The sequence below is a fragment of the Arthrobacter sp. KN11-1C genome (assembly GCF_052180225.1).
Taxonomy (GTDB): Bacteria; Actinomycetota; Actinomycetes; order Actinomycetales; family Micrococcaceae; genus Arthrobacter.
Map to the genome: position 1 here is coordinate 368,391 of NZ_CP197467.1, position 17,367 is coordinate 385,757.

Sequence of the window (17,367 nt, forward strand, 5' to 3'; positions counted from 1 at the left end):
TCGCCGCCTGATTACTGGCCGAGGACTGCGTCGACGAGTTTGACCAGTTCCGGCGCGGAGTCAGCGGTGACGGTGGCGCCCGTCTTGATCGCCGTGGCCCCGAGGTTGCCTTTCACTCCGGTCACGGTCAGTGTGGTGGCCTTCTGGCCCGACGGCAGGACCTGGGTCGTCAACAGCCCGATCGACTGGTCCCCGCTGGTCTTTTCCGGCAACGGCTGTGTCTGGGTAGTGACCTTCTGCCCTCCCGCCTCGATCGTGAAGGTAGAACACTGTGCCAGCGCATCACTGGATTTCTTCGTCTGGCCGCCCAGTACCGTGGGATCCTTCACCGCCAGGGCGGTGATCACGGTGATGGACTTGTCCGCCGCCGAGATGCTCTGCCCCGCTGCATACGTCGCCCCGTCCGGGACCTGCGCGTTGTTGTTCGCCAAAGCCGCGCACGCCGGGGGTGTGATGACGGCGGACTTGAGCATCTGCTTCGCGGCGATCATGCCCTGGTCGATCTGCGCAGCGGGCACCACAGTCAATGGCTTGCCCTGGTCGTCCTTCAACTGCGCGACGATGGAGGCGAGTTCTTCATTCGTGTACGTCTTCTGAGTGGGCGTCGGTGTAGGCGTCGGCGTCGAGGAGGGAGCGGCCGCGGTTCCCGGATTCGAGGGACCGCCGCAGCCTGTCAACGCCAGTACGGCTGCAAAGACAATCCCGAGTGGTGCGAGCATTCTTTTCATGTGTAAACCCCAATTTTCGTGGCGGCATGACCTTCCCCGGGGGTAACCGGCACAGCCTTGCCTTAACCGCCTGGCCGGTCTTTCCCCGCACCGATCCCAAGCAGTCATGAATAGGATGGTTGCCACGGTACATAATCAGTAGGCTTCCTAAATAGAGTGTCGTCTACTTGGATGCCGTCAGCACGCTCAGTACTCGCCCTTGATCACGAAGAACGATCCGCGGATAACACCTGCAAGCTTCGACTTCTGGCGGGCGAACTTGAAGCGTGGCGCCAGTTCTTCGGGAATCTCCATGCCGTCGGCAAGCTTGAATCCGACTGCTCGCTTCCCGCCGGCCTCGATGCTGTACATGACGTTGATCGACAGTCCCGACTCGTAGAAAACGTAGGCCATCCGCAGACCGTCGACGTCGAAGGCGGTCGCTTCCAGCGGGCGCGAGCCGATGACGATGTCACGCTCCTCCTTCAGGATGCGGCTCACGTGCTCCACCACCTCCGGAACCTCGCCCGCAGGGCTCACTGTGAAGACGTGGCCGTACTTGTTCCTGTAGTAGCGGCCTTCGTTGGCGCGCAGCCCGGCAAGAGCCTCGGCAACGGGAGACGACTCCAGGCCGACAGTAGAAACATTCTCGAAGTCAACGATGTACGGCATGCATCCTCCTCGTAAAGACATAGTGGGACCAATGCTAACGCGACGACGATCCAGCGCTCCCAAGGGGTCTTTCCATCCTGGAGCAATGGGGCGATTCTGGAAGTCCAAGCATGTTTGGAAGCGTTGTTCGGAGGCGTCATGGCGCGGAAAAACGAGTCCCCGGCTGTGCAGGCACCGCCAGAGCCTGGAGACGAATACCCTGAGAAAGTCCGGATCCTGGCCGAGGGCAGATTGGTCAGCGACAGGCTGTGGAACGCAGACCTCGCACCGGCCCGGCAACGCAACTGGAAGGTTCGCAGCCTCTTCGCCCTGTGGATGTGCGACGTCCACAGCATTGCCGGATACACCTTCGCGGCCGGCCTGTTCATCACGGGCTTGGTGGGCTGGCAGGTCTTCCTGGCCCTCGTCCTCGGCATCACCCTCGTCTACTTCCTCATGAACTTTGCCGGGACGGCGGGGCAGAAAACCGGAGTGCCGTATCCGGTCCTGGCGCGGATGTCCTTCGGCCTCTTCGGGGCCAACCTTGCTGCATTGATCCGGGCACTCATCGCCATTGCCTGGTACGGCATCCAGACCTGGCTCGCCTCCGAAGCGGTGCTGGTGCTGCTGTTTTCCGTGTGGCCCCAGTTGACCCCGCTCGATGGCCCGGACGTGCCACGCATCCTTGGCTTGACGCCGCTCGGCTGGGCGGCTTTCCTGGCCCTCTGGGCGGTCCAGCTGCTGGTCATCCGGCGCGGCATGGAGACGGTGCGGAAATTCCAGGACTGGGCCGGCCCCGCCATCTGGGTGGCAATGTTCGCGCTCGCGATCTACATCCTGACGCAAGCGGGCAACAAGTTCAGCCTCTCGATCCCCGGCGTCGCGCCTTTGGACGGCCCGGCAGCCCTGACGCAGTTCTTCTCGGCCATTGCCCTGACCGTCACCTACTTTGCGGCATTGCTCCTGAACTTCTGCGATTTTTCCCGGTTCTCGCCGGACCGCAAGACCATCCTCCGGGGCAACTTCTGGGGCCTGCCGGTGAACTTCATCGCCTTCGCACTGGTCACAGTGGTGGTCACAGCGGGCGCGGCGTCCTACTTCACCGCGGACCAGTACCGCGGCCAGGACATGTTCAAAGTGATCACCGATCCCGTGGCGATCGTCCAGGCCATCAAGAATCCATGGATCACCATCATCGCCGCGATCACGTTCGTGGTGGCCACGATCGGCATTAATGTGGTGGCAAACTTCGTCTCCGCCTCCTACGACCTCGCCAACGTGGCCCCGCACAGGATCGACTTCCGCCGCGGCGGCCTCATCAGCGCGGTGCTCGCCATCGTGATCCTGCCTTGGAACCTCTTCAGCAGTCCCGTGGTGATCGTGTACTTCCTGGGTGGCCTGGGGGCGCTGCTCGGTCCGCTGTTCGGGGTCATCTTCACGGACTTCTTCCGCATCCGGCACCAGCGGTGCAAGGTCTCGGACCTGTACCACGAGGACGAGAGAGGCCTCTACTTCTACACCAAGGGCTGGAACCTCAAGGCCATTGCCGCGCTGGTCCCTGCCGCCGTCGTCGCAGGCGTTCTGGCCCTGGTCCCGGCGCTGCAGACCTTCTTGCCAGGCGGCTCGGGCCTGGGTCCGTATTCATGGTTCGTGGGCGCAATCCTGGCCAGTGTGATCTATTACACGATCACCCGCAACGATCCGCGGACGGCCCGCGCCCGGACGGAGGAACACGACTGATTCTCAGGTGGTGGGAAACTCCGCGCCCAGGGCGGAGAGCACGCCGAACGCCTTGGTCCGGATTTCCTCGTATTCGTCCTGGGGCGTGGAGTCCGCCGTGATGGCGCCCCCGACGCCGAGGCTGAGCGTGCGTCCGCCGTCGCCGTCGGGACCCATCACGAGGGTCCGGATCACGACGGCGAGATCCGTCGCTGCGTTGAGCGAAAAGTACCCGATCGCGCCCGAGTAGACCCCGCGCGGTCCGGACTCCAAGCCGTCAAGGATGTCCATGGTGCTGATCTTCGGAGCGCCCGTCATGGACCCGGCAGGGAACGCTGCGGCTACGGCTTCGGCCCGGGGTGCCCCGGGTCGCAACCGGGCGTCGATGGTGCTCACCATCTGGTGAACCGTGGCGTAGCTTTCCACCGCGCACAACCGGCTGACGGTCACCGATCCGGGGACGGCGAAATGGCTGAGGTCGTTGCGGAGCAGGTCCACGATCATGATGTTCTCGGCACGGTCCTTGAGCGAGGATTCAAGTCCACGCCGCAGTGCCTCGTCGATGACAGGATCGTTGGCCCGGCCCCTCGTGCCCTTGATCGGCTCGGCCCGCATGCCGCCGTCGGAGGTTATCCGCAGGAAGCGCTCAGGCGAGGTACTCGCGACCGTCAGCTCGCCGAACTTCAAGTAGCTTGCGAACGGCGCCGGGTTGCGCTTGCGCAGCGCAAGGTAGCCCTCCCACGGGTCCAGTCCGGGATCCGGGGCGGTCACCGTGGTGGTCAGGCAGACCTCGTATGTGTTGCCTTCGGCGATCTGGTGCTGGGCGTCGGTGATTTTGCTTTTGTATTCGTCCTCGGTGTCGCGGCTGGAGAACTCAAGCGCCATGGCGGAACTCCCGACGGCGGGATCCCCGGCCGAGTGCCTCGGTGCGCCGGCCGCTTGGGGCGTCGCGGACAGCACGGCCCCACGCGCAAGGGCAAGCCAATCGCCGGCGTCGGGGGCATCGATGGCGAGCAGCCAGACGGCAGCCTCACGGTGGTCGATCACCACGGCCCTGCCGGCGAAGAGCAACGCGGCATCCGGAGTGCCTGCCTGGACATCGCTGCCGCCGGTCTCCCGCTTCAGTTCATAGCCGAGGTAGCCCAACCAGCCGAGCGTGAATTCGCAGTCATAGCCTTCCGGTGCCTTCAAGGCCTTTCGGCCCCACACGGTGTCCAGCCAGCGGAAGAAGGGGCCCGTGGTCTCCACGGTGGCGCAACCGGCACTGAGCCGGGTGGTTCCGGAACTGTGCGTCACAGCCTGGCCGAAGGAGCCGCCGTCGTCCGCGAGGATACTGAAGCGGCTGCGCTCGGCCGCGGCGGTTGAGGATCCGGCGTTGGACGATCCGGCGTCGCCGGTGCTGGCCGCATTGGAAGAATCGAGCCAGACGGCATTGGCAGACTGGGCGTAGAGCGCGTGGAACAGGGCCGCAGCGTCGGGCGTGGCATCGATCCGTTCGGCCGTGAGCTGCAAACCGCGGCGTGCCGAGAGCTCGGGAGCCAGCACGGGGGAGAGCGACGGGAGGTAGTTCAGCGCCTGCAGGACGTCATCCGGGGCATTGCCGTCAGCCCGGTTCAGCACCCTGACGTCGGCGTGGTCGAGGACGTCGTCGTTCTCGAGCCATTCGTCCTCCTGCGCCGCCCAGCTGTCCCAGAACGGTTCGTAGCTGCTCCCGTCCCTGGCCATCGCACGGTGCCGGCGGTCGTCGTCGGGAGCGTCCACCCAGACCACCGCGTCCAGCATGGGCCTGGCGGCACTCGCGGCTGCCCCGACGCCTTCGACAATGACGATTTCGGCTGGCAGCGTCACGTGGCTGCGGCCGTCGTAGTGCTTCTCCCAGTCCCAACTGACCCACTCGGCGGCGTCTCCGTGCCGCAGCGGCGCCAGGACGGTGGTGACGTACCGCTCGATGCCCGCGGCGAGGCCGTTCCAGCCCGGATAGATGTCCTCAAGATGGAACAGTGACACCTTGTGATGCATGCGGAGGCGGGCGGCAAGTTCGACGGCGAGAGTGGTCTTTCCCGCGCCGGAGCGGCCATCGATGGCGATGATCACGGGTGCTGGGGTCATGAAATAGAGCGTACCTGCTGTGGGTCGTGGTGCTGTGCCTGCTGCCTGGCGGCCAGGGCGTCGCGCGTGTAGGCGACAATGCCGGGGACGGCCGCGCGGATGAGGTCCCAGGTGACGTCGAAATCGTGGTGGCCCCCGTACCAGGGGTCTTCGATGCCCAGGTCCAGGGTGCTCCGGCCAGCTACGGATGGGTCGAAGCTGCGCAGCATCCGGATCTTGGCGAGCGTTTCCGAATCCGGGGCGGCCTCGTGCAGCCAGCCGTAGTGGTCCACGTCGAGCGCCAAAATCAGGTCCCGCTCCCGGAACCACTCCTGGCGCCAGCTTCTGGCAAGGTGACCTTCGGAGTGGATCCGGTGCGCTGAAAGGACCCGGGCCGCACGTGGATCGATGGGGTGTCCGGCCTCGTATGACGTGGTTCCCGCGGAGTCCACCACAACCGCTCCACCCAGCCCACCGGCGTCGAACGCTTCGGTCAACATGAGCTCCGCCATGGGTGAGCGGCAGATGTTTCCCGTGCAGACGGTGATGATGCGGTATGGGCTCGACGCTGAGTACATGGAGCAAGCATGGGGGATGCTACCCCGTCTTGGCTAGTCAAATTTACAAGATTTGTAAAGTCGCTGGTGGAGGCGTAAAAGCACGGGCTGGGTCAGGAAATCCGCAAGTGCTCCAGGACTTCCTCGGCGCCGGGGTAGGCCGCCTGGGTGCCTTTCTTGGTAGTGGCGAGCGCTGCGGCAACCGATGCGAACGCCGCGGCCTCCGCCAAGGTCTCGCCCGCCGCAAGACGGGCGGCCACGGCGCCGGTGAAGGCATCCCCTGCACCGGTTGTGTCCACGGCATTGACCTTGGTGGGTGCGATCCGGGAGATCTGTTCCCCGGACGCCGCGAGTGAATCCAACACCACCGAGCCGTGGGAACCGAGGGTCACCAGTACCCGCTCCAGTCCCCGCTCGGCGAACTGGCTCCGGACTGACTCCCAAGCGCTGGCGTGCGCTCCCGGGTGCGGCATTTCGGCGTCGCCCAGGAACATGGACGCTTCGTGGGCGTTCACCAGCAGGACGTCGCTCAAGGCGGCCAGGCTCTGCGGGATTTCGGCGTACGGCGAGAGGTTCAACAGAACTGTTGCGCCGGCGTCGTGCGCTGTTTTGGCGGCAGCCTCCACCGTGTCGAGGCCGACCTCCAGGCAGAGGCAGAGCACCGCTGCATCGTCGAAGGAGTCCGCCGACACATCCGCCGGGGCGAGCGTTCCGTTGGCGCCGGCCGAAATGATGATGTTGTTCTCACCGTGCGCGTCCACCGCGATAACCGCGACGCCGGTGGCGGCATCCGCGGAACGGCGGACGCGCGAAACGTCCACGCCGGCCCCTTCCGTGGAGGCGAGGAGCATGGCGCCGTTGGAATCGTCTCCGACGGCGCCGATCAGGCTCACGGTGCCGCCCAGTTTGCTCGCCGCGACAGCCTGGTTGGCGCTCTTGCCGCCGGGATTGACCGCGAAACCATTGCCATGGACGGTCTCGCCGGGGAGCGGGAGCCGCTCGCAATAGATGGTCAGGTCCGCGTTCAAGGACCCGACGACGATGATCCGGCGGGTCACTTTTCGACCTCGGCTTCGAGGGGCTTGGGGATGAGCAGCGACGCCGCGAAGGCGGCAACGGTGATGGCCAGCCCGACGACGACGACCGTCAAGTACGAGGCCTTGGCGTCGCCGAGCGCGGAGGTTGCCACAAGCACCGCCGGCAATACCAGGAAGCTCAGTCCGGCGCCGAGGTTGAAGGCGCCGGCGTTCATGCCGGGAAGGAAGCCGGGGTTGCCGGCGGGGGAGAGGACAACTCCGAGTCCATTGAGCATGATGTTGACCGTACCGGCGTACATGATGCCGAGCAAGGCCGTTCCCACGATCATGAGCGGCAGGCTGCCGAGTCCGAGGAACGCGATGACTGCCAGGGCTACGATGCTGCCCAGCATTCCGATGCGCAGGACTTTGGTGTAGCCGAGCACGGGAGCGAGCCGGCCGCTGATGGGTCCGAATACCCAGCCGAGGAGGGCATAGGGCGTGAGGATCATGAGCGACATCTCGGTGGGGCCGACCCCGAATCCCGGTGCCGCGGCCTGGACGTAGGCCGGGACGATGCCGTTGATGACCGCGAAGATGCCGGTCATGGCGAGGGTGGTGGTCAGCAGCGGCGCCCACGTGGAACGCTGGCGGAGGTGGACGGTTTCCACCATCGGTTTCTTGGAACGCTTCTCCACCGTCCAGAAGGCGGCGAATGCAACAGCAGCGACCACAATCAGCCCGATGGACAGCATGAGCGTTCCGGAAGAGAAGGCGCCAACCAGCTTGGATCCCTCATTGAGGGCTGTCAGGAGTGCGCCGACGGCGATGACGATGAAGAACACGCCCAGCCAGTCCATGCCGGTACCCGCGGCAGGCTTGCTCTCGCCGGCAAGGATGGCGATCAAGGCCGTTGCCACGATGGCGAGGCCAACCATGAGCCAGAAGATGCTGCGGAAGCCGAAGTGCTCGGCGAAGTAGCCGCCCACGAACGAGTCGACGCCGGCAACGCCGCCATTGACTGCCGTGATGAGGCCCATCAGGGCCCCATACTTGCGCGGGTTGTCGACGGCGGAGCGCAGCATGATGAGGCACAGCGGCACGGTGGGGCCGCTGACGCCCTGGATGATGCGGCCCACGAAGAGCCAGGTAACGTCCGGCGCCATGGCTGCGATGACCGAGCCGACTGCCATCAGCAGCATCATGCCGAGGAGGATCTTCTTACGTCCCACGATGTCGCTCAGGCGGGGCAGGAAGAGCGAGAACAAGGCTGCGGCCGTGAAGAACCAGGTCTGCGAGAGGCCGATGACTGCCTGGTCCGTGTGGAGCTCGTTGCCCATGGTGACCAGGGCCGGGCTGAGCATCGATGCGTTGAGCTGGAAGGCCACGCAGGCAGCCAGCAGCGCGACCATGAGTGCCGCGACATTGCCGCGGTTGGTCTTGGTTTCGTTGATGAGTGTGGTCATTTACTTGGCCTCTCCTGCGATGCTGACGGCGACGGGGGCGGCGACGCGAGTGCCGCCGGCGGGATCGCCGATGCGGATGATCGCGTCAGTGACGAGGTTCCAGAATTTCTCGTGGTCGAGGTCGACGGCGACTGAGGTGTTGCAGTCAGCCGGTGCGGGGGCCCGGAAGTCGGCCACGGTCATGCCAAGGGTGAGCTTGCCCTGCAGTTCGATGTCGACCGGGACTTTGCGGGTGGTCATCACGGTGGGGTCGATGACGTAGGCCACGGCGCAGGGATCGTGCACCGGGGGATAGTCAAAGCCCTGGGCGTCCTTGTAGGTCTTGGTGAAGAACTCCATCAGTTCCAGGACGAACTTGGCTGGCTTGGTGCCCACGGCGGCGATCTTCTCGACCACCTCGGGAGTGGCCAAGGCCTGGTGCGTGAGGTCCAGACCGACCATCACCACGGGCCACTTTTCGTTGAAGACGATGTGTGCGGCTTCGGGGTCGATGATGATGTTGAATTCGGCTACGGCACTCCAGTTGCCTACGTGGTAGCCGCCGCCCATGAGGACGACTTCCTTGACGCGTTCAACGATGCGCGGCTCCTTGCGGGCGGCCATGGCGATGTTGGTGAGTCCCGCTGTGGGGACGAGGGTGACGGTGCCAGGCTCGTGCGCCATGATCGTCTCGATGATCAGGTCGACGGCGTGGCGTGGGTCCAGTTCGATGGCGGACTCGGGCTGTTCGGGGCCATCCATGCCGGTTTCGCCGTGGATGTCCGGTGCGGTTTCGATCGAGCGGACCAGCGGACGGTCGCAGCCGGCGGCAAAGGGAACACCCGTGATGCCTGCGATGGTGCCCACGGACAGGGCGTTGCGGGTGACCTTTTCGAGGGTCTGGTTGCCGACCACCGTGGTGACGGCGAGCAGCTCGATGTCAGGGTTGCCGTGGGCCAGCAGCAGGGCCACGGCGTCGTCATGCCCGGGATCACAATCCAGGATGATCTTCTTGCGTTCACGGGTCATGGTGTTGGGATCCATGTTCATCTCCACGTCATTGGGGCCTGCCGAGGTTCGGTCTCGGGCAGGGCGCTAAAGCATTCAGGGGAATTCTGGCACTGGCTTACGTGTCACGTCAAGCGCTTAACGCAAAACACGTCAAGCGCTTGATGCCTTGCGGCGCGGGAAAGGGCTGATTCCGACTACGATCGTTGTATGGAATCCGCGGAACCAGTGCATCGGGCCTCAAGCCGTACGCAGCGCGTCACCGCGGCGATGGTGGCCTCCGTGGCAGGGGTCTCGACTGCGACCGTGTCCTTGGTTGCCAACGGAAAAACCCAGGGCAGGGTCTCCGAAGACAACATTTCGCGGGTCCGCCGGGCCATTGCCGAGCTTGGCTACGTGGTGGATGGCATCGGCAGTTCCTTGGCCAAGGGCGTGAGTTCGATTGTGATCCTTGTGGCGCCGGACATTTCCAACCCTTTTTTCGCCAAGGTCATCGCCGGAGTCCGGGAATCGCTCGGCTCCGAATACCAGCTGTTGCTCTCCGTGACCGACGCCGGTGAGTTCCCCCGGGCGGAGGATGTCCGGAAGCTCATGGCGCTTCGCCCCGCCGGGCTGCTGGTGGATGCGCCCAACGCGGCCTTCCTGGAGGACCTGTCCGTCGCCGGGCCCCTGGTTCTTCTCGATGCTCCCGGCCTGGAGGCCTACGCTCCGTCCGTGAACCTCGATGTTGCCCACGGCGCCCGTGAATTGGCCGCGCATCTTGCGGCCTCCGGGCACAAGCGGGTCGCCTACGTGGACAGCGTGACGGGCACCGCGACGTTCGAGGTGCGCCGGGCTGCATTCTTGGATGAGGCACATTCCCGCGGTATTTCCGTGGCGGACTCGCACATCATCAGTACCACCATCGACGTCGGCGCTGCCGCGGCGGCCTTCGCTGCCGCGTGGCCGGACTGGCAGCGGGCCCGGGTCACCGCCGTCGTCTGCGGAACGGACACCCACGCCTACGGTGTGTTGCAGGAGGCCCGAGTGGCCGGGGTCCGGATTCCGCAGGAACTCGCTGTCGCTGGCTTCGATGACCTGCCGTATTCCGCCACGAGCAACCCGAGCCTGACCAGTGTGCATTTGCCTGCAACTCCGTTGGGACTCAAGGCCGGGGAGCAACTGCGGGGGTTGATGGAAGGCCGCGAGCTGGAACAGCCGCAGTTGACGCTCGAGAGCTCGTTGGTGGTGCGCGGCTCCACGGGGTAGGTCTCCCCCCATCGATTGCTCCAGAATTGTCGTTTTGAGGCTCCAAAACGACAATTCTGGAGCAATCGATGGAGGCTGTGGATAACTTCTGCGAGGTTGGTCGTTTTCTGCTCTGATGGGGTCATGAAAACCCCACGTCGCCTCCCAGTGAGCCTCGAGACGCGGCCGTTCACTATCGCCGAGGCGGCCCGGGAGGGTGTCAGTCCCAGGCGTCTGCGGCACGGCTCTCTGAAGAGACTCGGCAAGGGGATCCGTTCGGAGCGCCCGACCGCGGAGCTCCCCCTATGCGTCCGCGTACGCCCTTTCGTCGAGGTCAATGAGCGATGCGCGGCATCCCACCTCACGGCGGCAGAGCTTCTTGATCTGCCGCGGCGTCGCCAGAAGGAGCCAACACAGATGTTCCACGTGATTAGACCGGAGGGCGCAGCCCACCTCAACCGTCCACACATCGTCGTCCACCGCATGAAGCTCTATGAGGACGAGGTCACGACAGTTGACGGCATCCCTGTCACCACCGTGGAGCGCACTTGGCTGGACATGGCCGAGATGCTCACCGTGGACGAATTGGTGGTGATGGGGGACAGCTGTGTGCGGATGCCGCGGGTTGAATTCGAAGGGCGGGACGCGCCGTTGTGCACTCTCGCGGATCTTCAGCGGATGATCGATCGCCATAAGGGCAAGAGAGGGCTGCGCAAAGCCAAAGCAGCCATCCACCTGATCCGGATAGGTTCGGATTCGCCGCAGGAGTCATTGCTCCGCCTGGCGATCGTGAGGGCAGGCCTGCCGGAACCCGCACTCAATGTGCCGGTTGATGCCAAGGACGGCGGGAGGTTCCTGCAGCCTGACTTGTCGTACAAGACGTACAAAATCGGCATCGAGTATGAGGGCGAGAACCACGGCAGCGAAGCACAAGTGGTGCGGGACATCAGCCGTTCGGAACGGTATGAGGCGCTGGGCTGGACGGAGGTCCGGATCTCAAAGCGCCACATGTTCAACGATGCGAAAGCTGCCGTGGCCAAGGTCCGAAGTGCGCTGGTCCAGGCCGGCTGGCGGCCTGCCCGTTCTTAAAAACGATTGCTCCGTAACTGCCGTTCTGAATGGTCAAAACGACAGTTACGTGGGCCCACACCGGCGAGGGCCCCGGCCTGAGCTTGCGAAGGCTGGGAGCCGGTGGGGAGCAATCGATTTGGTTTAGTGGATGACGGCGAGCAGCACACCCACGGACATGAAAAGCACTCCGAACGTGCGGTTCAGGACCTTTTGTCCGTGCTCGTTGTGCGTGAACCGTTGGAATGAACGGGCTGCCAAGGCGAAGAAGAACCACATGACACAGATATCGATGAAAATGATCGTGGTGCTGAGGATCAGATACTGCGGAACCAGTGGCTGCTCGGGGCGGATGAATTGCGGCATGAAGGCCAGGAAGAAAACGATCGCCTTGGGATTGAGCAGGTTGACCCAAATGCCTCGCTGGAACATGGACCACGCCGGCTCGTTCCGCCGGGCCTCCACCTTTTCCTTGTCCAGGTCCGGCCGGTGCATGAACTGCCGGATGCCCATGTACACCAGATATGCCGCCCCGGTGTAGCGGATCACGTTGAAGACCACAGGCGAGCTGGAGACCAGAACACCTACCCCGAGCGCAACGATCAGGATGTGGATGATCAGTGCCGCCTGTTGGCCCAGCACTCCCCAGATGGAGCGGCGGAATCCGGAGTTGAGCGAATTACTCATGGTGGAGATGGCGCCCGCGCCGGGAGTGAAACTGATCAGGGTGCCGGCGCCAACCAGGGCCAGCCAAAGCGAAATTTGCACCAATCCAGCTTATGCCCGCGGGACGCAACGCCCGGACGAGCGGTTACCCGCTCCGGACAACTCCTGAGTTCAGCTACCAGACCGTGTTGACGAGCCGGAATTCCTGGAGTGCCCGATCGGATGTCACCAGCGTCAGGCCTTCGACGGCGGCTTGGGCGGCAATCATACGGTCGAAAGGATCCCTGTGAGGCCAATTAAACGATGCGGCGGCAAGGGCATGTTCCGCGGTTAGGCTCAATTCCTCGGTGACCACGCGTCTAACGTGCTGACGGTAACCGGTCATGATTGGATCCAGCGCGGCGAGGCGGCCGCGTGAGTACTTGTAAGCCAGTTCATAGGCCGACGCAGCTGATGCAAAAGTTCGATTTGTGAGGTCTTCGATAATCGACCGGGCAGTGCTGGACAATTGTTCGGGCCTGGTCATGGCGAGCACCAACGCGTTGGAATCCAGGAGAAAGGCAGTCATTCCCACTCCGCCAGTTCTTGCTCGGTCAGAGGGTCGAATAAGTTGTCAGGAAGATCGATCTGACCCAGAAAGCCCAACTCGCGCTTCCGAGGGTGCTCAATACGAACTATCCGTGCCACGGGCTTGCCGGCCTTGGCGATAACGACTTCTTCGCCCCGTTCAACCATGTTGAGAAGCTCAGAAAGGCGGGTCTTTGCCTCCTGGACGTTGTACTGTGCCATGTTGACCAAGCATACTTGGTCAACCCGTACTGGGTAAGGTTCAGAGCGGTGGTGGACGCCTTTGGCCGCTGCGTACCGACGCCTAGCCACACTGGCCAAACCTCGAATGCACCCAGTGGGTCATCGTGTCCGGGAGATCGTCCTCCGTTGCATATAGATCAAAGTACGAATGTGGCCCGGCAGACATGTACCCGGTCTCGTCGATCCCAAAATGGCCGATCATGAGAATCCCCTCACTTGCGGCTGCCTCTGACAGAAGCTTCGCCTCCGCGAGGATTGGCTGCTCATCGAAGTAGTCGTCCTCGGCCCAGATTCCGGCGTGCGCGATCGCAAAATACTTGGAGCCCTCGAGATCCAGATCTTCCAGGATCGCGTCCTGGAATGGATTCAAGCTGCCTTCGAAGGACTCCGTGACAATCCGGATGCTTTCCAGCTGCATCTCGGCGTCGAGGCCGATCACCACGAGTCGTGGGTAGAGCTTTTCTTCTTGGACAATGAGCGGACGGGCGAGAATCTGAAAGTCAAAACCTGCTTGGATGATCATGCTTTGAGGCTATTCGTGGCCGCGGATCACAAACAGCGACCACTTCGCCTATGTGGACAACTGCCCGAGTTTGGCCGCCTTCACCAGGAGATACTGCCGCTCCTGCAGGCTCCCGGTCTTCTTCGCCGCGGTCAGCAAGCACTCCCGGGCGCCCGCAGGGTCGCCGGACATTTCGAGCAGGTGTCCTCGGACGGCGTCGAGCCTGTGCCAGTCTCCCAGCCCGGTCCCAAGCCCATCCAACAGCTCAAGGGCCGCCCGCGGCCCTTCGACCATTGCCACGGCAACTGCCCGGTTGAGCGTCACCACCGGACTTGGCGCCACGGCTTCGAGGACCGTGTACAGCGCCAGGATCTGCGGCCAGTCGGTCTGGGCCGCGGATGGTGCCTCGGCGTGGACCGCCGCAATGGCTGCCTGCAGCTGATAGGTCCCCGGACGCCCGGCCCCCAGCACCGCTGACAACAGTTCGAGGCCCTCGGCGATCTGGGCCGGGTCCCACAGCCGGCGATCCTGCTCGGCGAGGGGCACCAACATCCCGTCCGGGAGGGACCTCGCGCGTCGTCGCGAGTCGGTCAGGAGCATGAGGGACAGCAGGCCGCCCACTTCGAGCTCGCCCGGGAGCAGCCCCCGAAGGAGCCGGGCAAGGCGGATGGCCTCGGCGGTGAGGTCTTCGCGCTGCATGGATGGGCCGGAACTGGCCGCGTAGCCCTCGTTGAAGATCAGGTACAGGACGTGGAGGACGACGCCGAGCCGCGCCTTTCGCTCGCCCGTTTCCGGGAGCTCGAAATGGGCTCCCGCCTTCTTGATGCTCTGCTTGGCCCGGCTGATCCTCTGGCCCATGGTGGCCTCCGGGACAAAGAACGCGCTGGCGATTTCCGCCGTCGTGAGCCCCCCGACTGCCCGTAATGTCAGTGCCAGTTGCGAGGGTGCTGAAAGGGCGGGGTGGCAGCACAGGAAAAGGAGAGTGAGGGTGTCTTCCGCAAACCCGTCCGTCTCACTGCTCGGGGAAGGGTCTTCGCCAGGCGGCGGTTCCAAGGCCGCCGCGCGTTGTTCGCGCGCCTGCCGGGCACTTTCGCTGCGCCAGTAGTCCACCAAACGCCGTGAAGCGACCGTGAGCAGCCACGATCTAGGGTTCTCCGGAACACCGGAGGCGGGCCATTGCAAGGCTGCCTCGAGCAGGGCTTCCTGGACGGCATCCTCGCACTCGGCGAATTGGCCGTGCCTACGGATGAGCACGCCAAGGACCTGCGGCGCGAGCGTGCGCAGCAGGTCCTCGAACGTGGATTCCCTGGAAGGTGCGGCCAAGCGCTAGACCTCCGGCGGAGCGTCCTGGACGCGGCGCAGCTCCACAACCGGTGCATACTTCACGATGCTGGAGCAGATTTCCACGGCCCGTTCCTCGCTGGCGACGTCCACTACCCAGTAGCCGATGAGGGATTCCTTGGCCTCGGCGAAAGGGCCATCGGTGGTGATGACCCCGTTGTCCGTCTGCTTGACCAGCTTGGCAGTGCCAGCATCGGCCAATCCGGCGTTGAAGACCATCTCGCCGGAATCAGTGAGGTCCTTGTCGATCTGAATCATGAATCCGATCATTTCCCTGATCCACTCGGGATCCGCGGTCTCCATCATGCCCTCGGCCGAACCAAACATCATGATCATGTATTTCATCTCGAACTCCTTATCAGGGCGCTCCGTGTGGGCGCTTTCGTTCATAGGTCGGAACTGCAGGACGGTTTTCGACATGGGTCGAGGGAAAATTCCAAGAAACTTTTGGGCGGCCGGTTAGGCCCGTGCGATGACTTCCCCATTCGGGATCAGGAAGAAGCCATCATCCGTGGAGCCCCAACGGTGCCAGCCGGCGGCGATCCTGGCGAGGTCTGCCTCGTTGGCCAGGCCATATTCCAGCGCCTGCTCGGCAAAAGCGGAGTGCAGAACGCGCTCGCTCCAGACGCGCGACTGCCAGCGGCGCTGCTGCGCGGTGGCGTACAGCCAGTTGCTGCTGGAGGGCGCGACGTCGGTGAAGCCCGCCTGCTGCGCCCAGGACACGAGCCGCCGCCCGGCGTCGGGCTCTGCTCCGTTCCGTCGGGCGATCTTCTGGTAGAGCTCCATCCAGTCGTCGAGTTCGCGGACTTCCGGGTACCAGCTCATGCCGTGGAAATCGGCGTCGCGGACTGCAACGATGGCGCCAGGTTTGGCCACACGCCGCATCTCGCGCAATGCGGCCACAGGGTCGGTCAGGTGCTGCAGGACTTGGTGGGCGTGGACGAGGTCGAAGGTTTCGTCCTCGAAGTCCAGATCGTAGATGTTGCCCGTCACGAATTCCACGTTTTCCACGCCCCGTTCGTCCGCGAGCGTCGCAGCCTGCGCCACGATCTCGGCGGAACGGTCGAGCCCGACGACCTTTGCGGGAGCCACCAGCTCCGCGAAGTCGCACGTGATGGTCCCGGGCCCGCATCCGACGTCGAGCACTGACGTCCCGGCGGTGAGATGCGGGATGACGAACGCGGCAGAGTTCTCGGCTGTGCGGGAGGCGTGGGCGCGTACGACGGACTCGTGGTGGCCGTGTGTGTAGACGTCTTCAGGCTTCTGCTCGTTCATAGGGAAACGCTACCCCGATGGAGCGGAAAGCGGGCGGAACCCGGCGTGGCCTTAAGCCTGGGGCCTGTTCCGATACGCCGCCAGGAACGTGGCGATCCTCCGCACGGCTTCCTCGATCTCGCGGACCGATGGCAGGATGACGAAGCGGAAATGGTCCGGGGTTGGCCAGTTGAAGGCCGAGCCGTGGGAGACCAGGATTTTCTGGTCCTGCAGGAGGTCGAGGACGAATTTCTCGTCACTCTCAATCGGGTAGACGTCCGGGTCCAGCCGCGGGAACAAGTACATTGCTCCGGCTGCCGGAACGCAAGTCACTCCGGGAATCGCCGTCAGGAGCTTCAAGGCCAGGTCGCGTTGTTCGCGGAGCCGGCCCCCTGGCCTGATGAGTTCCTCTATGCTCTGGTAGCCGCCAAGGCAGGTCTGGATGGCGTGCTGCGCCGGAACGTTGGAGCACAAACGGAGGGACGCCAGGAGCTCCAACGCTTCGCGGTATTCGGCGGTTGCGGCGTGCGGGCCGGTCACAGCGACCCAGCCGGCCCGGTAACCGGGCATGCGGTAAGCCTTGGAGAGGCCGCTGAAGGTGAGGACGCAGATGTCGTCTGCCACGGATGCCGTGTGGATGTGCTGGGCGTCCTCGTAGCGGATCTTCTCGTAGATCTCGTCAGAAAAGAGGACAAGATCGTGCTTGCGGGCCAGCGCCGCGAACTCCTCCAGGATGTGGCGCGGGTATACGGCGCCCGTGGGGTTGTTCGGGTTGATGATGACGATGGCTTTGGTGCGCTTGGTGATTTTGGCTTCGACGTCGGACATGTCCGGCCACCAGTTCCGGCCCTCATCGCAAAGATAGTGCACCGGCGTTCCGCCCGTGAGGGTCACCGTGGCCGTCCACAGCGGATAGTCCGGCGCGGGGATCAGGACCTCGTCGCCGTTTTCCAGGAAAGCCTGCAGCGTCATGGAAATCAGTTCGCTGACGCCGTTGCCGATGAAGATGTCCTCGACGCCGATATTCATCAGGTTCTTGGTCTGGTAATACTGCGAAATCGCTGTCCGCGCCGTGAAGATGCCCTTGGAATCGCTGTACCCTTGGGCGCCGCGGAGGTGGTGGATCATGTCCACCACCACGGACTCCGGAGCTTCCAGTCCGAACGGCGCGGTGTCCCCGAGATTCATCTTGAGGATGCGGTGCCCTTCGGCCTCCATGGTCTTGGCCGCTTGGAGGATGGGCCCGCGGAGTTCATAACGGACGTTCTGTAGTTTGCTGGAGTGCTGCATCGGACGCATGGTTGATCA

Annotated in this window: 18 protein-coding genes; 3 read left to right on the forward strand and 15 right to left on the reverse strand. The window is 63.9% G+C overall.

The window, feature by feature from the left end:
- Window positions 1–11 precede the first annotated feature (11 nt).
- Both ACSBOX_RS01800 and ACSBOX_RS01805 read right to left on the reverse strand, forming a co-directional pair.
- On the reverse strand, window positions 12–728 hold the full coding sequence (locus ACSBOX_RS01800; protein WP_442544523.1) for a hypothetical protein: 717 nt from the start codon (window positions 726–728) through the stop codon (window positions 12–14).
- 186 nt (window positions 729–914) lie between these two features.
- Window positions 915–1,379 carry a phage tail protein gene (locus ACSBOX_RS01805; RefSeq protein WP_442544524.1) on the reverse strand — a complete coding sequence of 155 codons (465 nt, stop codon included), beginning with the start codon at window positions 1,377–1,379 and terminating at the stop codon, window positions 915–917.
- A 138-nt stretch (window positions 1,380–1,517) separates the two neighbouring features.
- Between ACSBOX_RS01805 and ACSBOX_RS01810 the strand changes: the two genes are divergently transcribed.
- On the forward strand, window positions 1,518–3,098 hold the full coding sequence (locus tag ACSBOX_RS01810; RefSeq protein ID WP_442544525.1) for an NCS1 family nucleobase:cation symporter-1: 1,581 nt from the start codon (window positions 1,518–1,520) through the stop codon (window positions 3,096–3,098).
- A 3-nt stretch (window positions 3,099–3,101) separates the two neighbouring features.
- On the opposite strand, the gene pabB is transcribed toward ACSBOX_RS01810, so the two are convergent.
- The 5 genes from pabB to uriH all read right to left on the reverse strand — a co-directional run bounded on the left by pabB (window position 3,102) and on the right by uriH (window position 9,227).
- A complete protein-coding gene (gene pabB / locus ACSBOX_RS01815) occupies window positions 3,102–5,186 on the reverse strand; it encodes an aminodeoxychorismate synthase component I (protein ID WP_442544526.1) in 2,085 nt (694 codons plus the stop codon).
- The gene (locus ACSBOX_RS01820; RefSeq protein WP_442544527.1) at window positions 5,183–5,743 is read right to left on the reverse strand and encodes a low molecular weight protein-tyrosine-phosphatase; all 561 of its coding nucleotides are present in this window, start codon (window positions 5,741–5,743) and stop codon (window positions 5,183–5,185) included. The genes pabB and ACSBOX_RS01820 overlap by 4 nt, the downstream gene beginning before the upstream one ends.
- A 92-nt stretch (window positions 5,744–5,835) precedes the next feature.
- Entirely contained in the window at window positions 5,836–6,780 is a 945-nt protein-coding gene (locus tag ACSBOX_RS01825) for a ribokinase (RefSeq protein ID WP_442544528.1), read from the reverse strand.
- Entirely contained in the window at window positions 6,777–8,204 is a 1,428-nt protein-coding gene (uriT, locus tag ACSBOX_RS01830; RefSeq protein WP_442544529.1) for a uridine transporter UriT, read from the reverse strand. The genes ACSBOX_RS01825 and uriT overlap by 4 nt, the downstream gene beginning before the upstream one ends.
- Entirely contained in the window at window positions 8,205–9,227 is a 1,023-nt protein-coding gene (gene uriH / locus ACSBOX_RS01835) for a uridine-preferring nucleoside hydrolase UriH (RefSeq protein WP_442544530.1), read from the reverse strand.
- A gap of 234 nt (window positions 9,228–9,461) precedes the next feature.
- Here uriH and ACSBOX_RS01840 point away from each other — a divergent pair, with 234 nt between their 5' ends.
- Together ACSBOX_RS01840 and ACSBOX_RS01845 are read left to right on the forward strand one after the other, a co-directional pair.
- Window positions 9,462–10,439 carry a LacI family DNA-binding transcriptional regulator gene (locus tag ACSBOX_RS01840; RefSeq protein WP_442545941.1) on the forward strand — a complete coding sequence of 326 codons (978 nt, stop codon included), beginning with the start codon at window positions 9,462–9,464 and terminating at the stop codon, window positions 10,437–10,439.
- A gap of 396 nt (window positions 10,440–10,835) precedes the next feature.
- Window positions 10,836–11,507, forward strand: a complete 672-nt coding sequence (locus ACSBOX_RS01845) for a hypothetical protein (RefSeq protein WP_442544531.1) — start codon at window positions 10,836–10,838, stop codon at window positions 11,505–11,507.
- A 123-nt stretch (window positions 11,508–11,630) separates the two neighbouring features.
- On the opposite strand, the gene ACSBOX_RS01850 is transcribed toward ACSBOX_RS01845, so the two are convergent.
- The 8 genes from ACSBOX_RS01850 to ACSBOX_RS01885 all read right to left on the reverse strand — a co-directional run bounded on the left by ACSBOX_RS01850 (window position 11,631) and on the right by ACSBOX_RS01885 (window position 17,358).
- On the reverse strand, window positions 11,631–12,254 hold the full coding sequence (locus tag ACSBOX_RS01850) for a LysE family transporter (RefSeq protein WP_442544532.1): 624 nt from the start codon (window positions 12,252–12,254) through the stop codon (window positions 11,631–11,633).
- A 73-nt stretch (window positions 12,255–12,327) separates the two neighbouring features.
- Window positions 12,328–12,720 (reverse strand): type II toxin-antitoxin system VapC family toxin, encoded by a 393-nt coding sequence (locus ACSBOX_RS01855; RefSeq protein ID WP_442544533.1) that lies wholly within the window; start codon window positions 12,718–12,720, stop codon window positions 12,328–12,330.
- On the reverse strand, window positions 12,717–12,941 hold the full coding sequence (locus tag ACSBOX_RS01860; protein WP_442544534.1) for a type II toxin-antitoxin system Phd/YefM family antitoxin: 225 nt from the start codon (window positions 12,939–12,941) through the stop codon (window positions 12,717–12,719). The genes ACSBOX_RS01855 and ACSBOX_RS01860 overlap by 4 nt, the downstream gene beginning before the upstream one ends.
- Window positions 12,942–13,023: 82 nt before the next feature.
- Entirely contained in the window at window positions 13,024–13,485 is a 462-nt protein-coding gene (locus ACSBOX_RS01865) for a hypothetical protein (RefSeq protein ID WP_442544535.1), read from the reverse strand.
- Between the two features lie 48 nt (window positions 13,486–13,533).
- Window positions 13,534–14,787 (reverse strand): RNA polymerase sigma factor, encoded by a 1,254-nt coding sequence (locus tag ACSBOX_RS01870; RefSeq protein WP_442544536.1) that lies wholly within the window; start codon window positions 14,785–14,787, stop codon window positions 13,534–13,536.
- 3 nt (window positions 14,788–14,790) lie between these two features.
- Window positions 14,791–15,150 (reverse strand): YciI family protein, encoded by a 360-nt coding sequence (locus tag ACSBOX_RS01875; protein ID WP_442544537.1) that lies wholly within the window; start codon window positions 15,148–15,150, stop codon window positions 14,791–14,793.
- A 114-nt stretch (window positions 15,151–15,264) separates the two neighbouring features.
- Window positions 15,265–16,080 (reverse strand): methyltransferase domain-containing protein, encoded by an 816-nt coding sequence (locus ACSBOX_RS01880; RefSeq protein ID WP_442544538.1) that lies wholly within the window; start codon window positions 16,078–16,080, stop codon window positions 15,265–15,267.
- A 51-nt stretch (window positions 16,081–16,131) separates the two neighbouring features.
- Window positions 16,132–17,358 carry a pyridoxal phosphate-dependent aminotransferase gene (locus ACSBOX_RS01885; protein ID WP_442544539.1) on the reverse strand — a complete coding sequence of 409 codons (1,227 nt, stop codon included), beginning with the start codon at window positions 17,356–17,358 and terminating at the stop codon, window positions 16,132–16,134.
- Window positions 17,359–17,367 lie beyond the last annotated feature (9 nt).

What these genes read in the sequence shown, in the direction of transcription:
- ACSBOX_RS01800 (WP_442544523.1), bottom strand. Translation starts at nt 728, where the DNA reads ATGAAAAGAATGCTCGCACCACTCGGGATTGTCTTTGCAGCCGTACTG.
- ACSBOX_RS01805 (WP_442544524.1), bottom strand. Translation starts at nt 1,379, where the DNA reads ATGCCGTACATCGTTGACTTCGAGAATGTTTCTACTGTCGGCCTGGAG.
- ACSBOX_RS01810 (WP_442544525.1), top strand. Translation starts at nt 1,518, where the DNA reads ATGGCGCGGAAAAACGAGTCCCCGGCTGTGCAGGCACCGCCAGAGCCT.
- pabB (WP_442544526.1), bottom strand. Translation starts at nt 5,186, where the DNA reads ATGACCCCAGCACCCGTGATCATCGCCATCGATGGCCGCTCCGGCGCG.
- ACSBOX_RS01820 (WP_442544527.1), bottom strand. Translation starts at nt 5,743, where the DNA reads ATGTACTCAGCGTCGAGCCCATACCGCATCATCACCGTCTGCACGGGA.
- uriT (WP_442544529.1), bottom strand. Translation starts at nt 8,204, where the DNA reads ATGACCACACTCATCAACGAAACCAAGACCAACCGCGGCAATGTCGCG.
- uriH (WP_442544530.1), bottom strand. Translation starts at nt 9,227, where the DNA reads ATGGATCCCAACACCATGACCCGTGAACGCAAGAAGATCATCCTGGAT.
- ACSBOX_RS01840 (WP_442545941.1), top strand. Translation starts at nt 9,462, where the DNA reads ATGGTGGCCTCCGTGGCAGGGGTCTCGACTGCGACCGTGTCCTTGGTT.
- ACSBOX_RS01845 (WP_442544531.1), top strand. Translation starts at nt 10,836, where the DNA reads ATGTTCCACGTGATTAGACCGGAGGGCGCAGCCCACCTCAACCGTCCA.
- ACSBOX_RS01855 (WP_442544533.1), bottom strand. Translation starts at nt 12,720, where the DNA reads ATGACTGCCTTTCTCCTGGATTCCAACGCGTTGGTGCTCGCCATGACC.
- ACSBOX_RS01860 (WP_442544534.1), bottom strand. Translation starts at nt 12,941, where the DNA reads ATGGCACAGTACAACGTCCAGGAGGCAAAGACCCGCCTTTCTGAGCTT.
- ACSBOX_RS01865 (WP_442544535.1), bottom strand. Translation starts at nt 13,485, where the DNA reads ATGATCATCCAAGCAGGTTTTGACTTTCAGATTCTCGCCCGTCCGCTC.
- ACSBOX_RS01875 (WP_442544537.1), bottom strand. Translation starts at nt 15,150, where the DNA reads ATGAAATACATGATCATGATGTTTGGTTCGGCCGAGGGCATGATGGAG.
- ACSBOX_RS01880 (WP_442544538.1), bottom strand. Translation starts at nt 16,080, where the DNA reads ATGAACGAGCAGAAGCCTGAAGACGTCTACACACACGGCCACCACGAG.
- ACSBOX_RS01885 (WP_442544539.1), bottom strand. Translation starts at nt 17,358, where the DNA reads ATGCGTCCGATGCAGCACTCCAGCAAACTACAGAACGTCCGTTATGAA.